General features: G+C 60.1%; 12 protein-coding genes. 9 read left to right on the top strand and 3 right to left on the bottom strand.

What is annotated here, in order from left to right; genetic code table 11:
• Nucleotides 1-225: 225 nt before the first annotated feature.
• From ACIQWS_RS04855 to ACIQWS_RS04820, 8 genes are all read left to right on the top strand, one after another.
• Nucleotides 226-2,388 (top strand): transglycosylase domain-containing protein, encoded by a 2,163-nt coding sequence (locus tag ACIQWS_RS04855; protein ID WP_403177486.1) that lies wholly within the window; start codon nucleotides 226-228, stop codon nucleotides 2,386-2,388.
• A 583-nt stretch (nucleotides 2,389-2,971) separates the two neighbouring features.
• Complete coding sequence (locus ACIQWS_RS04850) at nucleotides 2,972-3,499, top strand: spore coat U domain-containing protein (protein WP_403170943.1); 528 nt, start codon at nucleotides 2,972-2,974, stop codon at nucleotides 3,497-3,499.
• Between the two features lie 93 nt (nucleotides 3,500-3,592).
• Nucleotides 3,593-4,216 carry a spore coat protein U domain-containing protein gene (locus ACIQWS_RS04845; RefSeq protein WP_403170941.1) on the top strand — a complete coding sequence of 208 codons (624 nt, stop codon included), beginning with the start codon at nucleotides 3,593-3,595 and terminating at the stop codon, nucleotides 4,214-4,216.
• Nucleotides 4,217-4,378: 162 nt separating this feature from the next.
• Nucleotides 4,379-5,116 carry a molecular chaperone gene (locus tag ACIQWS_RS04840; RefSeq protein WP_403170936.1) on the top strand — a complete coding sequence of 246 codons (738 nt, stop codon included), beginning with the start codon at nucleotides 4,379-4,381 and terminating at the stop codon, nucleotides 5,114-5,116.
• Entirely contained in the window at nucleotides 5,082-7,499 is a 2,418-nt protein-coding gene (locus ACIQWS_RS04835; protein ID WP_403170934.1) for a fimbria/pilus outer membrane usher protein, read from the top strand. Before ACIQWS_RS04840 ends, ACIQWS_RS04835 begins: the two co-directional genes overlap by 35 nt.
• A 14-nt stretch (nucleotides 7,500-7,513) precedes the next feature.
• Complete coding sequence (locus ACIQWS_RS04830) at nucleotides 7,514-8,563, top strand: spore coat U domain-containing protein (RefSeq protein WP_403170931.1); 1,050 nt, start codon at nucleotides 7,514-7,516, stop codon at nucleotides 8,561-8,563.
• 71 nt (nucleotides 8,564-8,634) lie between these two features.
• A complete protein-coding gene (locus ACIQWS_RS04825; protein ID WP_403170926.1) occupies nucleotides 8,635-9,219 on the top strand; it encodes a DUF1214 domain-containing protein in 585 nt (194 codons plus the stop codon).
• Nucleotides 9,212-9,757 (top strand): DUF1254 domain-containing protein, encoded by a 546-nt coding sequence (locus ACIQWS_RS04820; RefSeq protein WP_346305130.1) that lies wholly within the window; start codon nucleotides 9,212-9,214, stop codon nucleotides 9,755-9,757. The genes ACIQWS_RS04825 and ACIQWS_RS04820 overlap by 8 nt, the downstream gene beginning before the upstream one ends.
• Before the next feature lie 38 nt (nucleotides 9,758-9,795).
• On the opposite strand, the gene ACIQWS_RS04815 is transcribed toward ACIQWS_RS04820, so the two are convergent.
• Entirely contained in the window at nucleotides 9,796-10,725 is a 930-nt protein-coding gene (locus tag ACIQWS_RS04815) for a TauD/TfdA family dioxygenase (protein WP_346305131.1), read from the bottom strand.
• Nucleotides 10,726-10,907: 182 nt separating this feature from the next.
• Complete coding sequence (locus tag ACIQWS_RS04810; protein WP_346305132.1) at nucleotides 10,908-11,195, bottom strand: YciI family protein; 288 nt, start codon at nucleotides 11,193-11,195, stop codon at nucleotides 10,908-10,910.
• Between the two features lie 159 nt (nucleotides 11,196-11,354).
• On the opposite strand from ACIQWS_RS04810, the gene ACIQWS_RS04805 reads away from it, so the two are divergent.
• Complete coding sequence (locus ACIQWS_RS04805) at nucleotides 11,355-12,407, top strand: ElyC/SanA/YdcF family protein (RefSeq protein ID WP_403170917.1); 1,053 nt, start codon at nucleotides 11,355-11,357, stop codon at nucleotides 12,405-12,407.
• Between the two features lie 69 nt (nucleotides 12,408-12,476).
• Here ACIQWS_RS04805 and ACIQWS_RS04800 read toward each other — a convergent pair.
• Nucleotides 12,477-14,090, bottom strand: a 1,614-nt coding sequence (locus ACIQWS_RS04800; RefSeq protein ID WP_403170913.1) for an autotransporter domain-containing protein, incomplete at its 5' end; no start/stop codon positions are given.

Genomic DNA, 14,090 nt, shown 5'->3' with positions numbered 1-14,090 from the left:
AGTGGAATTTTAACCGCCCCGGGCTCCATCAAATCTCGGTGTTGGCGGCTGCGCCCCTTGTCGCCCGATCAGAAAAAGAGTTAAATTTTTCCTTGAGATAGAAAGGGACGAAACGGACTGCCGCGGTCTTATAACGGCCATCATAAGAAGCTGTTAAGCGTAATCGGCTACATCATATCTTCGCGCGCGATGTGGCTGACGACAGGCAGACAAGAGATTGGCATGATGAACGAGCCTCGGGCCAAAAACACTCTGGCCAAGAAGAAACGCAAGCGATTCAAGGTCTCGCCTCTGCTTGGACTTGATGCCTGGATCGATTCGTCGCTGTACGAGCTGCGTTTCCGCCTCGCCGAATTCTGGGAAGACACCACTATCTTCTTCCGCCGCTTCCATGTATCGGGCTGGCGGCGCGGCGTCGTCGAACTCCTCAGCGAAGGCTTCACCTGGGGCACCGCCGGTTCCGTGGTCATGCTGACGCTCGCCATCCCAGCCTTCCACGACACGGAAAAGAACTGGCGCACGCGCGACGATTTCGCCGTCACCTTCCTCGACCGCTACGGCAACGAGATCGGCCAACGCGGCATCCTGCACCGCAGCGCCGTGCCCATCGACGAATTGCCCGATCATGTGATCAAGGCGGTTCTGGCCACGGAAGACCGCCGCTTCTTCGACCATTTCGGCATTGATTTCCTTGGCCTTTCCCGCGCCATGACAGAAAACCTGCGCGCCAATTCCGTGGTCCAGGGCGGCTCCACCATCACCCAGCAGCTGGCAAAAAACCTGTTCCTGACCAATGAGCGCAGCCTCGACCGCAAGATCAAGGAAGCGTTCCTGGCACTGTGGCTGGAATCCAACCTGTCGAAAAAGGAAATCCTGCAGACCTATCTCGACCGCGCCTATATGGGCGGGGGCACGTTCGGCATCGCCGCGGCCTCGGAATTCTATTTCGGCAAGAGCGTCAAGGATGTGAACCTCGCCGAAGCGGCCATGCTCGCCGGCCTGTTCAAGGCCCCGGCCAAATATGCGCCGCATGTCAACCTGCCTGCCGCTCGCGCCCGCGCCAATGTGGTTTTGAGCAATCTCGTGCAGGGCGGGCTGATGACCGAAGGCCAGGTGGTGGGTGCCCGGCGCAATCCGGCGACGGTCGTCGATCGTGCCCGCTCGGAAAGCCCGGATTACTTCCTGGACTGGGCCTTTGACGAGATCCGCCGCGTCGGCCAGAAACTGCCCTCGCACACCCTCGTTGTGCGCACCACGCTCGATACCGGCATCCAGAAGGCGGCGGAGGAATCGGCGGAATATCACCTGCGCCAGTTCGGCAAGGAATACCATGTGACGCAGGCGGCCATCGTCGTCCTGGAAACCAACGGCGCGGTGCGCGCCATCGTCGGCGGGCGCGACTATGGCGAAAGCCAGTTCAACCGCGCCACGGCGGCGCTGCGCCAGGCCGGTTCCTCGTTCAAGCCCTATGTCTATGCCGCCGCCATGGAAAAGGGCATGACGCCAAAAACCATGATTTCGGGCGGCGCCGTGTCCTGGGGCAACTGGTCGCCGCAGAACTATTCGCGGCAATATCTCGGCCAGATCGACCTGACGACGGCCCTCGTCAAATCCATCAACACGGTGCCGGTGCGCCTCGCCAAGGATTATCTGACGACGGCGCCCATTGTGGCGCTGGCGAAAGCCATGGGCGTGGAATCGGTGATCAGTTCGCACAAGACCATGGTGCTCGGCACCTCGGGCATGACGGTCATGGATCAGGCGACGGGCTACAACACCTTCGCCACCGGCGGCCTTGCCGGCGTGCGCCATGCCTTCACCCAGGTGAGCGACCAGAACGGCAAGCTGCTGTGGGACTGGAAGACCGACGGGAGCAAGCCGCACCGGGCGCTCACCGAAAAGGCGGCGTTCAACATGAACATCATGCTCAGCCAGGTGCCGGAATGGGGCACGGGACGGCGCGCCGCCCTGCCGATGACGCGCGTGGCGGGCAAGACAGGCACGACCCAGAGTTACCGCGATGCCTGGTTTGTCGGCTTCACCGGCAATTACACCGCGGCCGTCTGGTTCGGCAACGACAACTTTACCCCGACCAAGGAACTGACCGGCGGCATCCTGCCGGCGATGACCTGGCAGCGTTTCATGAACTACGCCCACCAGAACATCGATCTGAAGCCCATTCCCGGCATCGATCCGGCGATGCCGAAGCAGGACAAGGTGGCGGCCGCCAAACCGGCCACGGCGGACGAGGAAGCGCTGAAGGCAGCCGAGCGCCCGCGCGTGCTCTCCAATGCCACCGTCACCTCGCTACGTGAAATCGGTCAGGCGCTGAAGGAGGCACCGGCACTGAAACTGCCCGATGTGCCGACGAAAATCTCCGCCCGCTGACGCCGTTTGCCGCGATGCCGTGCGTGGTTCGACAAGCTCACCATGAGGGAGGACGGTTGATTGCAGGGATATAAAATCTGCAAGGTCGACGGCTGGCTTGAAACTCGCTCACCATGAGGAACGTGGGGGATTGCAGGGAGTTAGTTTTTGCAACGGTTGTGATTAACCTCGCACCAAACCACTTCCCTCATGGTGAGCTTGTCGAACCACGCACCACGGTGTGAGCTTCCCGAGCTTTTCAAAGGGTGAACCACGCACGAACAACCGCGCATAACACTGATTCGCCATGCCCCGCGCGCAGCGGAAATGCGGGCCAGGTTGTGCTTGCAGCGATCGCCTGCCGCCGCACGGTAACATATTCAAGGTTGAATCTAAGGTTGAATTCAAGCATTTAATACAATCTATAGTAGGTTAAATACACGATATACTATACGAAAGTATCACTAATAAATTGAAATTTACGGGTTGAAATCCTGCGCCTTCTGGTTATCGTTAAACAGATAAATATACTGTTACGCGAGTAGCGTTGTATCGAATATTCATTTTTAGACATTGATTTTGAACCATCCCTTTAGGAGAAATGATGAAAGTTTTCGTCCCCATTATCGCCGTATCCGCCCTCCTTGCCTCCACCGTTTCCGGCTGGTCTGAGGTTGTTAGTGGTGACCTGCAGGTCAGGATCGTAATAGGCGAAGCATGTAAGGTTAATCCCGGTGGGAGTGCCGAATTGCACTTCGGATCGCGTGGCGATGTAACTGGTGCTGCCACTACTGCTAACACTACGAAAGATGGTAAAGGCTCCATCCAGGTTCAGTGCAGCAAGGGCACCAAGTTTAGTATTGCCCTTGGCGACGGTAAAAATCCCGATCCGAATGGCACTATCGTCCGCAACATGAAGAATGGCACGGGCGAAACGATCCCCTATGAACTATATTCGGACTCCACCAATAAAACGCTTTGGGGGAGCGGTTCCAAGTCAGGAAGTCCGTTAGCATCGGAAGCAACTGGAGGGCTGGATTCCTTTCAGGTTTTCGGCCTTATTCCCAAGCAGCCAAAAAATCCTAAGACAGGCACATACGAAGATACGGTGGCGGTGACGGTAACGTTCTGACATTTCCTGATCTTTAGGATCAGTACCCCGAGCAGCGTGCACCCCATGCACGCTCTCAATCAGCAATTTTGGAATATTCATTTAGGAGCAGCAATGAAAATTGTCATCCCCATTTTGGCCATGTCTGCCCTGATTGCAAGCACTGGCGTTGGATGGTCTGTCGAGCCCGTGACGGATAGTCTGGGGATCAAGATCGAATTTAAAAGAGAATGCAAGGTCGATCCCGGTGCCGAGGGCCTTCTTCTCGATTTCGGAAGGCATTTAACTTTGGCTAATTTGGCTGAAATAGAACAAATTGATGCCGAGGCTACTATCAAAGTCCAGTGCTCAAGCGGTGTCGATTATGTCATTTACATTAATAACGGTAAGTATCCTTCCGCAGAATCTTTAAGCCTGTCGTCTGCCCGTAAGATGAGCAACGACAAAGGTGCTTTCATTAACTATCAAGTATATTCGGATGTATACCGTAAAACCATTGTGGGAACTAAAGGTATGCCAAGATTTAAGAACGCGGCCTATGAAGCGATGGAGAAAATACTAAGAAGGGAGGGCCCAGCAATGGTATTGGCCGATTTACCTGGCATCTACGGCGGATTTTCATACGGTGACATTGAGGAGTGTAAGGTTTTTGGCCGCATCCTTAAGCCGAAAGGCGGATTCCGTGATCTTCCTACCGGTACATACAGTGACACGCTGTCGGTGACAGTTAGTTTCTGATTTGGTGTCTATGCCGTCCTCAATGCGTCGGCGAAACCAGTTCATAGTCGGTTTGGCAGCTGTGATGGCAGATCGGCACTCGGGCTGAATTTGGATCGGTCTGCTATTTTAAATGATTTTTTTGCATTGATTCGCTTTTTTGACAATTGGACTGGATTTTTTATGATTTTTCCCCGCTCCGCGAAGCTGCTCTTCGCAATAGCCTCCTTTGCCTCAATTCTGATGTTCAATCTGCCCGCCCTCGCAGCGCCGCTGCAGGTCTCGCCTGTTTCCGTCGATCTCACCGCCCCGGGCCAGACGTCCACCGTCAATCTGCGCAATGATGGTGACCGTCCCGTCAATGTCCAGGTCCGGGTGTTTTCCTGGAGCCAGGTGAACGGCGAAGATCAGCTCACGCCAAGCCGGGATGTGGTTGCCAGCCCGCCCGCCGCGACGCTGCAACCGGGCACCACCTATACGATCCGCATTGCCCGCATCGCCCCGCCGCTGAAATCGGGGGAGGAAACCTACCGGCTGCTCGTCGACCAGCTTCCCGAGGTCAATCTTCGCCGCCCGGCCGCTTCGGTGGATATGGTGCTGCGCTATTCCATCCCGGTCTTTTTCGCCGAAAGGGCCGCCGGTGCCGAGCTCAAATGGAATATCAGCCGCTCCGGCAAGACCCTGATTGCCGAGGCCACCAATGTGGGCAACCGCCATGCCAAGATCGCCGGTCTCGCGGTCGCCTCCAAGGCCGGCACGGTTTCCTTCGGTGAGGGGCTCAACGGCTATGTCCTGCCCGGCTCGACCCGGCGCTGGATCGTCAGTGCGGGTGCGCAGCGCATCCAGCCCGGCGCCAGCGTCAATGTTACGGCCAAGGGGGATGACTATGCGGTCAATCAGACAGTTGTCGTCACGCCTTGATCTGCGCCTTGCCTGCATCGGACTGTGTCTGGCCGGAACCCTATCCCCCGTTCCGGCGCAGGAGGCACCGCCGATCACGCCGGAACTGCCCGTGTCCGGGCAGGAGCTTCTGCTTGGCGTCAAGGTCAATGACAATGGGTCGCGCGTGCTCGCCCGCTTCCGCCATCTGCCCGATGGCAAACTGGCGGCGACACCGGATGAACTGCGCAAGGCCGGTTTCAGGCCGGAGCGCGGTGTCGCCGGCAAGGATGGTTTCATCCCGCTCGACAGCCTGCCCGGTGTGGCCTGGGAATATAATGATGTGGACCAGATGATCGCCTTCACCGCGCCGGATCAGGCGCGCGAGCCGACGACTGTCGATCTCGGCGGCGAGAGCGAGCCCATCGATTATTCCGCGGTCCGTTCGGATTTCGGGCTGGTGACGAATTACACCCTCTATGCCACGTCAGGCTCCAACTGGCATGGCGACAATCTTGACGGCAGCCTGAGCGGCAGTGCCGAGTCACGGCTGCTCACGCCTTTCGGCACGCTGTCGACAAGCGGCCTCGGCCGGATGAACCCCTTCGATGCGGGACGCTATGACATCGCCCGGCTGGACAGCAACTGGCGCTATGTCGATCCGAAGCGCATGCTGACCTACCAGATCGGCGATACCGTTTCCGGCGCGCTGTCATGGAGTTCGTCGTATCGGCTGGGCGGCCTGCAGATCAGGCGCAATTTCGGTATCCGCCCGGATCTGGTCACCACGCCGGTCCCCAGTCTCAGCGGCAGCGCCTCGGTGCCCTCGACGCTCGATCTCTATCTCAACAACATGAAGGTCTATTCCGGCGATGTGCCGTCCGGGCCGTTCGACTTCAGCGGCCTGCCTTTCCTCGGCGGCGGCGGCGATGCGCGCATTGTCATGAAGGACGCGCTCGGCCGCGAATCCGTGATCCAGCGCTCCTATTTCTTTGCCCCCGGCATGCTGCGCAAGGGTTATGTGGATTATTCCGCCGAAATCGGCTTTCCGCGCCTTGGCTACGGCTATACCTCGTTCGACTATGTCAGCGATATCGCCGCATCCGCCAGCATCCGCTATGGGCTTGCCAACTGGCTGACCCTCGAAGGACATGCGGAAGGCATCCGCAGTCTGGTCAATACTGGCGCAGGTTTTGTCGCAAGCCTCGGCTCCTACGGGTCCGTCAATGCCTCGGTGGCGGCAAGCCGTTATGAGGGCGATGTCGGCGGCAAGGTTTCGGCCTTCTATCAGGTCTCCCGCAACGGCTATTCCTTCTATATCGGCGGCGACCGCATGGTCGGCGATTACAATGATGTCGGCCTGGTGGCGGACCGGCGCAACAATTACGAGACACCGGTTTCCGCCCGCAGCCGTCAGGTCGATCGCGTCGGCCTCTCCTTCCCGCTCGGGTTCGATCCCTCCTCGCTCAGCCTCGGCTTCTCCCGCATTCATGGCGCCGGGCGCGACAGCGATTCCAGCCTGGTCAGCGCATCCTGGTCGCGCACGGTGTTCGACAAGGTCTCGCTCTATGTCACCGGTTATGGCGATCTCAGCCGCGGCGGGGATTTCGGTGTCTATGCCGGCCTGTCCATGCCCATCGGCAAGGACATGACCGCCTCGGCCAGCCTGTCGCGCAATGGCGATCACATCGGCGTCGATACCAGCCTGTCGCGATCCTCCGGGCTTGAGGAAGGTGCTGTCGGCTGGACCATACGGGATCGCGAGGGCGGCGGCGGCAACAGCGCCCGCTCGGTCAGTGCCAATTACCGTACGCGGCTGGCGCAGCTTTCGGGCTCCGTCGAGCAATCCGGCGATCAGGGCCGTGTGACCGGCACCATCGAGGGCTCCGTCGTTGCCGCTGGCGGCGGCGTGTTCCTGGCCAATCGCGTCGATGATGCCTTTGCCGTGGTCAAGGCGGGCGGTCCGAATGTCGATGTCTCGGTCAACAGCCGCCGCGTCGCCAAGACGAATTCCCGCGGACGCGCCCTCGTTCCCTCGCTGGAGTCCTACCGCAACAACCGCATTTCCATCGATCCGGCCAATCTGTCCTTCGATCTGCAGCCGGAACAGACGCAGGCCATTGTCGTACCCGCCGACCGTTCCGGTGCGGTGGTGGATTTCGGTGTGCAGAAAGTCGATGCCGCCATCGTCAACCTGACCGGGCCGGACGGCAAGCCTTTGCCGCTCGGCGCCGCGGTGCAGCTTGACGGCTCCAGCCAGCCCACCGTTGCCGGTTATGACGGCCGCACATACCTCACCGGACTTTCCGGCCGCAACAGCGTCACCGTCACCCTGCCCGAAAACGCCGGCACCTGCCGCGCCACGTTCGATTATGCGGCCAAACCCGGCGCACAGCCGGAAATCGGGCCGATCCCATGCCGCTAGAAAGAGGAAGTGCAATGCCTGGTCCAAGCCCTGCCCGCCGCAAGCCTGCGATTCTGGCGAGAGCCTTGAAGATCATAATCCTGCGCCGATGGTTTCTCGCCCTGTCGGTCCTGACTGTCCTGCTGTCGATATCACCTGCATCGGCGCAGGTCTGCAGTGTGAAAAGTATGGAATCGCTTGGAACCGTAAAAATAGCAGATTTGGTATCAAATGCCTCGACTTCCGCCTCCACCACGGCCAAAATCATCTATGAATGCCCTCAGGACGTCGTTGATATGGGGGGCGTGATTTGCGCCTATATCGAAGGCAACAACAACAACCGCAATGTGTTTTACCAAAGACAACCCGAGAAGGATTCCAGCCTCGCATGGGAGGGGAAATTCAAGTCACCCGACTCCGATCAAGATAACGTAGGAGCAGTGAAATTAAAGAAAGGATCACGCATCCTCGAGGGCAGCATGCATTTGACGGCCACCTACTTGCCCCGTGCAAACCAAAGTAGAGTACGGGCAGGCACATATACGTCGACGTATAGCCTCGTCAGCGTTACCTACAATGACAATACGGGGGAGCCAGACTGTTATGACCTGTCAAAGATTAAGGCCCACTCGAGGCGCGTTACGACACCATTCCAGTTGCAAGCCGAAGTCCTGACAACCTGCCAGCTCGAGAACAAGGGCGAAAAGGATACGTTCGATCCGATTGATTTCGGCACAAGAGGCGCCCTTTCCGCAGCAGATGCCGGCGCCGGGGCGATCCGCGCAACGACCAATATCGATGTGCGCTGCACCTATGAAACGCCCTACACGCTTGATCTCGGCGATGGTGAAAATTTTAAAGATGGCACGCGGCGCATGAAAAACGGTGACAATTTCCTGGCCTATCAGCTGTTCAACAAGACCGCGTCGGGCGAATCCTCGCCCTGGAGCAAGCTTTCGGGGATTGGCAACACGGTCAATACGGTCAACAAACACACGGTCGAAGGCCGATTGACCACACCCATCGCCGTTGCTCCCGCTAAGGGCACATACGAAGACAGGATTGTCGTGACGCTGACATTCTAGGACATCGGGTACAATCGTAATTGTCCCGCACCACCTTGCCTCACCGCACATTTCGCGTGTAGTCATCGTTCATGCTTCGAAATGTGCTTCTTGCCCTCATCGCTCTTGTCATTGCCATCGGCGGCGGCACGCTGAGTGCATGGTATGCCGTGAACCGCTTCGACGGTTTCGGCACGCTGACCATCGGGCAATGGACCGGTTATCCCGATGCGGGCACGCCGCAGTCCGACCCCTATGCCAAGGCGCGCGCCGCGCGCGAGGGCGCGTTTCCGCTCGGCAGCGCCGAGGGCCTGGCCTTCTACGCCTACCGCGACGACCAGGGGCAGACGCTCAATCGCCAGTGCACCTACCGCATGGCCGGCAACAGTCCCAATTCGCGCTTCTGGACGCTTTATGCGGCGGATCTGGCGCTGATTCCGCTCGATCCCGGCGCGGACCGGCCGCCGGCCCTGCACTCGCGCCAGATTTTCCGCGGCGACAACGGCGCATTCATCGTTGCCGTCTCGCCCAAAGCCCAGGCCGGCAACTGGCTGGCAACGGCCGGGTCCGGCCGCATGGTGCTGGTGATGACGCTCTACGATACGCCGGTCGGCGGCAATTCCGGCCTCGTCGACATGACCTTCCCGGCGGTGAAAAAGGTGAGCTGCGATGGGTAGACTGATCCGCGCCCTGCTCTTCGGCCTGGTCGGCGCCGGCATCGTGCATGTGGCCGTGGTGCTGCTTGTGCCGCTCTATTCCGACCGCAATGCCTGGTCGCGCATATCAGACTATGGCGAAGACTGGGCCTTCCACCCCGTCGTGCGGCAGGCGACGGCGCAGACCGTGCCGCTGGCGCTCGATCCGCTGTTCGAAGCCGTGGCCTGCCGCTTCGACATCACCGACCTACCCGCCCGCATCACCGGCGTCGGCACGGCGCCCTACTGGTCGATTTCCGTCTATGACCGGCAGGGCGAGAACATCTATTCGATCAATGACCGCACCGCCATTGCCGACCAGCTCGATCTCGTCATCGCCCGGCCCCTGCAGATGATCGAACTCAACAAGACCAAGCCGGTATCGGCCGCCAATTCCGTGCTGATCGAGGCGGACATGAACGAGGGCTTTGTCGTCGTGCGTGGCTTTGTGCCCGACCAGTCCTGGAAAGCCCAGGTCGATGCCTTTCTGAAAAGCGCCAACTGCGCGCCGCTGCTGTGATTGCGTTCAGCGGTGCGCCGGCATCCTCACGTGGATGATCAGGCCGCCTGCGCTGAAGCCTTGGCTGTCTTGCGGCGGGTAAAGCTGCGCCTTCCGTCGACACTGACCGGCACATCCCCGTCGACCGTGGCCCGGCGTACGACACGGTGCTGGTCGCCATAATCATTGACCGCATAGTGCTGGGTTGCGCGATTGTCCCAAATTGCCACATCCCCCGCCCGCCAATGCCAGCGAATGGTGTTTTCCGGGCTGGTAATGTGGGATTGGAAAAGCGCATAGAGTTTGGCAGAATCGCTTTTGGAAAGACCGGACAGACGCTGGACAAAATTGCCGAGCAGCAAGGTGCGCTCGCCGGTTTCCGGATGCACCCTGACCACCGGATGCTCGGTCTCATAGATTGTTGAGGTAAAGACGTCCTCATAGTGCTGGCGTTCCGCCTCGGTCGCATGCGGCCGGGCCGCAGCATAATCATAAAGATTGCTGTGAACGGCCCATAATTGTTCAGCCAGAAGCTTGAGCGGTGCAGGAAGGTTCTCATAGGCAGCGTGCGTGTTGGCCCAGATCGTGTCCCCGCCCGTTGCCGGGATAACCACCGCCCGCAGGACCGAGAATTTTGGATAGGCATCAACGAACGTCACATCCGTGTGCCATTGGTCCGCGCGTCCACCGCCCCGGCTAGTGTCCAGGTTGAGAATGGAAGCTGTACCTTGCACGGCGCCCTGCGTGGGATGGGGAACAAGGTCGCCAAGACGCCGGGCGAAAAGCTCCTGCTGCACATCATCGAGATGCCCCTGATCGCGAAAGAAAACCACTTTGTGGCGCAGCAGCAGACCATTGATCGCTGCTATATCGGCATCAGGCAGGTCGCCATCCAGCCGAATATTCTGGATTTCGGCACCAATGCGGCCGTTGAGTTCCACTACATTGAATTTGAAAGCACCGGTATCGATAAAATTTGCATGGGTCATCGTACCACCCGTATAAATCGGTTGAAAGATCGCGGCGGGAGCCGTCCACTGCCCGCCCCATCATTCAAATCCGGCGGAAACGCGATTCACAGGCACAAACGTTTAAAACTGGCGCTCCCGATGAAAAACACCGTCGCGCAAATCCCATGAGATAGGCGGAACCGTTTCAAACCGCGGCGATGTCAATCCAGCAGACCTTCCAGTCCCTTCTGCGTCTTTGTCGCTGTGAACTGCTGGATGTCATAGGTCGCAAGTTTCTTCTGCCAGAACGGGTCTTCAGCCAGAATGGCGCGTAGCGCCTCCTCGCTCTCGCTCCGCGCCAGAATCACCCCGCCGGTGCGCGGCACCTTGCGGCCCGATGCGAGAAAGGTGCCGTCCGCATAATGGCGGTCGAGAAAGGCGATGTGCGCGGGAACGGCTGCATCGAGCGCGTCCAGCGGCGCGACATAATTCAGCGAAACGATGTACATGGGAGAACTCCGGCGGGGATGATCGTACCCCTGTCATATAGACGTGCGAGCCCTCGGACAAAACCGGTGCGCCGTCAAAAAGCGGTGATCACGGGCGATTGCAAAACCGCGCGCCGCGGTTAACCTGCGCGTCCCAACAGCCCGCTGGAGAAAGCGCCCATGAAACGTCTCGTCCTTGCCGCAACCGCCGCCCTTCTCGCCCTCACCGTTGCACTGCCCGCCCGCGCCTTCGATCCGCAGAATGCCGAGCGCATAAAAACCCTCGTCGACACCGGCATGCAGTATTACTGGTCGGGCGGCGACGTCAAAAAGGCGGAAGCCGAGATTTTCAAGGGCATCACCCTGCATGGCCGCTACGACGTGGTGGAGCAATCCTTCGCCGAGGCGTCGAAGCTGGCACCCGAGCAGCTGAATTTCCGCTTTGCCGTCGCCTCCTCGCAGATCCTGCAGAAGAAGGTGAGCGAGGCGCGCGCCACCTATCAGGACATCCTGGCCAAGGACCAGACCTCGTTCGAGGCACAGGCGTGGATCGAGGCGCTGGCCCATGTCGGCAACGATGAAACAGGCGCCGCGCTGGCGCATCAGGCGCTCGCCGGGCTCGACCGCGACAGGGCGGAAGCCTACCGCCAGCGTTTTGTGCGCGCCGAACAGATCATCGCGGACAAGCCCAATGCCGATGTGCCCGTATTGACTGGCAAGGTGATGATCGTGGCGCTCGGCTATGCGCTGGCCAAGGATGGCACGATGGAAAAGCCGCTCATCGACCGGCTGGATGTGACGCTGAAGGCGGCGCAGGCCAACCCGGCGGCGCGCGTCATGGTCACCGGCGGCCAGCCGCAGGCGGGTGTCACCGAGGGCGACCTGATGACCAAGTGGCTGGTGGAAAAGGGCGTCGACCGCGACCGGATCCTGATCGAGGACAAATCCAAGGACACGGTCGGCAATGTGCTGAATGTCGCCAACCTCCTGAAGCGGCACACGGCCGACAGCGTCATTCTGGTGACCAGTTCCAGCCATATGCGCCGCGCCCGGACCCTGCTGGAAGATGCGCTGAAGCAGTATGGCATCGGCGCTAATGTCGTGCCAGTCGTGGCGCTCGATGCGCCATCGCTCGACGAAGCGGCCAAGGTTTCAGCCGATGAGCGGCTGGTGATCTATCGCGACCTGATGCGTGTGTCGGGCCTGTGGGCCTATCCCGGCCTGCAGCAGTAACAGCCTCGTCCGGCCAACAGGCAGCGGCAGGCCACTTGCGCAGCCTGCCGCCATTTTTCAAACCGCGGCTCAGAACCGTACCGTCAGATCGGCTTTGACGGCATTGTCGTTGACGCCGGAGGAGAACTGTCCGGTATAGGTGAGGCCGAGCGTGGTGGCCCTGCCGATATCGAAGGCGAGACCGGCTTCGACCAGCGCTGCATCGGCGGCAACGGGCAGGCCGCTGACATCGAAACTTTCGCCGCCGCTGGCAAAGGCGAACTGTGCCTGCGGCGTGACATCGCCATAGGCGTGCCGCCAGCCGGCCATGCCGCGTGCCGTCAGCGTCGTGGCGTTGCCGAGGGTGAAGGCGCGCGAGGCTCTCAGCCCCAGTGTCGTCGTTGTCAGGTCCGTGCTGGATGACGGCGCCGACAGGGCGGCAATGCCGCCGGTTTCGGTAAAGCCCGATGTCTTCAGGTGGGTATGGGCTGCCGCGGCGAAGGGTTCGAGTGCCGCATAGGGCGTCTCGATGCGGTAGGCGGCCTCGCCGAAGAGCTGCACCGTGTTGGCGCTGTAGCCGGCGGTGTCCGTCTCCTCCAGCGAGCCGAACGAGACCGTGCGGCGGCTATCGATCACGTGATGCGCCAGCACCGTGCCGAGGCTCAACGTCAGCGCATCGATCCTGGTGCCGCCATAGATGCCGAGCTGATAGCTGTCGGCGGAGACGGATGAACCCGCCCCATGCAGCGAGGTCGAGCCATAACCCGCCAGCAGGCCCAGCCGCCATGTCCCGGCAATCAGTGCATCCATGCCGGTGACGATGCCGCCGGTGCTTCTGCTATAGGCGGCGGCATTGCCATCGCTGGCACCATGGCTCCAGCCGCCATAGGCCTGTCCCCACAGCGCCGTTGTTGAAACGGCTGGTGCGGGGGTTGCGGCGGCAAAGGCCTCACCGACACTCCGCTTGTCCTTGGCCTCCGGGCCATAGGCGAGCGGCGTTGCAACCGGTGCAGACTTGGCACCGATACCGTCAAAGGCGGCGCGTACCCGCTCAGACGCTGCGCCGCTGACCAGTCCCGCATCCTGCAACAGCGCGCCGCGCAGTGAGGCATGCGCCTCGCCCGACAGGCTGTCATAGGCGAGCACTTCGCCCTTTTGCGAGAACAGCACGGTCTGCAGCAGCCGGTTGCCGAGACCAAGCTGCATCACCGCATGGCCGGTGCTCTTCTGGTTGGGTGTGACCGCATCGACCAGAACAAGGTTCTTGACCCGCTCTTCCAGAGCCACGATTTTCAGGCGCTCCGCTTCAGCCAGTGCCGCTGCCTGTTCGGCTGCAAGCTTTTCCGCTGCGGCTTTGGCCTCAGCTACCCGGTTCTCTTCGGCGGCTTTAGCTTCAAGGTTCAACTGTTCAGCCTTCAGCCGCTCGGCATTTGCCTGATCCATTGCGTCTCTTGCGACCTTGTCCTGCTTCTCCTTCTCGTCGGCCTGCTTCTTTGCCTCTTTCAAACGATCTTCGGCTAGCTTGGCCTCGTGCTGTGCCGCTTGCTCCGTGACATCTTTTTGTGCGGCGTCTTTTTCCTCCTGTTGCTTTCTAGTAAACTCAGCCCTCACCCTGGCCTCGTCCCGCTCCATGGCTGCCGCGTTCGCTAGAGCCTGTGCATTCTTTTCATCCAGGGCTTTCTTGTCCTCTGCTTGTTTCTCGCT

It is taken from the genome of Phyllobacterium sp. NPDC097923 (assembly GCF_044760925.1).
GTDB classification, from domain to species: Bacteria; Pseudomonadota; Alphaproteobacteria; order Rhizobiales; family Rhizobiaceae; genus Phyllobacterium; species Phyllobacterium calauticae.
Note: the sequence above shows the minus strand (reverse complement) of the source record. Positions and strands in the feature narration are given on the sequence as shown.

What these genes read in the sequence shown, in the direction of transcription:
- ACIQWS_RS04825 (WP_403170926.1), top strand. Translation starts at nt 8,635, where the DNA reads ATGCTTCGAAATGTGCTTCTTGCCCTCATCGCTCTTGTCATTGCCATC.
- ACIQWS_RS04830 (WP_403170931.1), top strand. Translation starts at nt 7,514, where the DNA reads ATGCCTGGTCCAAGCCCTGCCCGCCGCAAGCCTGCGATTCTGGCGAGA.
- ACIQWS_RS04840 (WP_403170936.1), top strand. Translation starts at nt 4,379, where the DNA reads ATGATTTTTCCCCGCTCCGCGAAGCTGCTCTTCGCAATAGCCTCCTTT.
- ACIQWS_RS04820 (WP_346305130.1), top strand. Translation starts at nt 9,212, where the DNA reads ATGGGTAGACTGATCCGCGCCCTGCTCTTCGGCCTGGTCGGCGCCGGC.
- ACIQWS_RS04855 (WP_403177486.1), top strand. Translation starts at nt 226, where the DNA reads ATGAACGAGCCTCGGGCCAAAAACACTCTGGCCAAGAAGAAACGCAAG.
- ACIQWS_RS04835 (WP_403170934.1), top strand. Translation starts at nt 5,082, where the DNA reads ATGCGGTCAATCAGACAGTTGTCGTCACGCCTTGATCTGCGCCTTGCC.
- ACIQWS_RS04850 (WP_403170943.1), top strand. Translation starts at nt 2,972, where the DNA reads ATGAAAGTTTTCGTCCCCATTATCGCCGTATCCGCCCTCCTTGCCTCC.
- ACIQWS_RS04845 (WP_403170941.1), top strand. Translation starts at nt 3,593, where the DNA reads ATGAAAATTGTCATCCCCATTTTGGCCATGTCTGCCCTGATTGCAAGC.
- ACIQWS_RS04805 (WP_403170917.1), top strand. Translation starts at nt 11,355, where the DNA reads ATGAAACGTCTCGTCCTTGCCGCAACCGCCGCCCTTCTCGCCCTCACC.
- ACIQWS_RS04815 (WP_346305131.1), bottom strand. Translation starts at nt 10,725, where the DNA reads ATGACCCATGCAAATTTTATCGATACCGGTGCTTTCAAATTCAATGTA.
- ACIQWS_RS04810 (WP_346305132.1), bottom strand. Translation starts at nt 11,195, where the DNA reads ATGTACATCGTTTCGCTGAATTATGTCGCGCCGCTGGACGCGCTCGAT.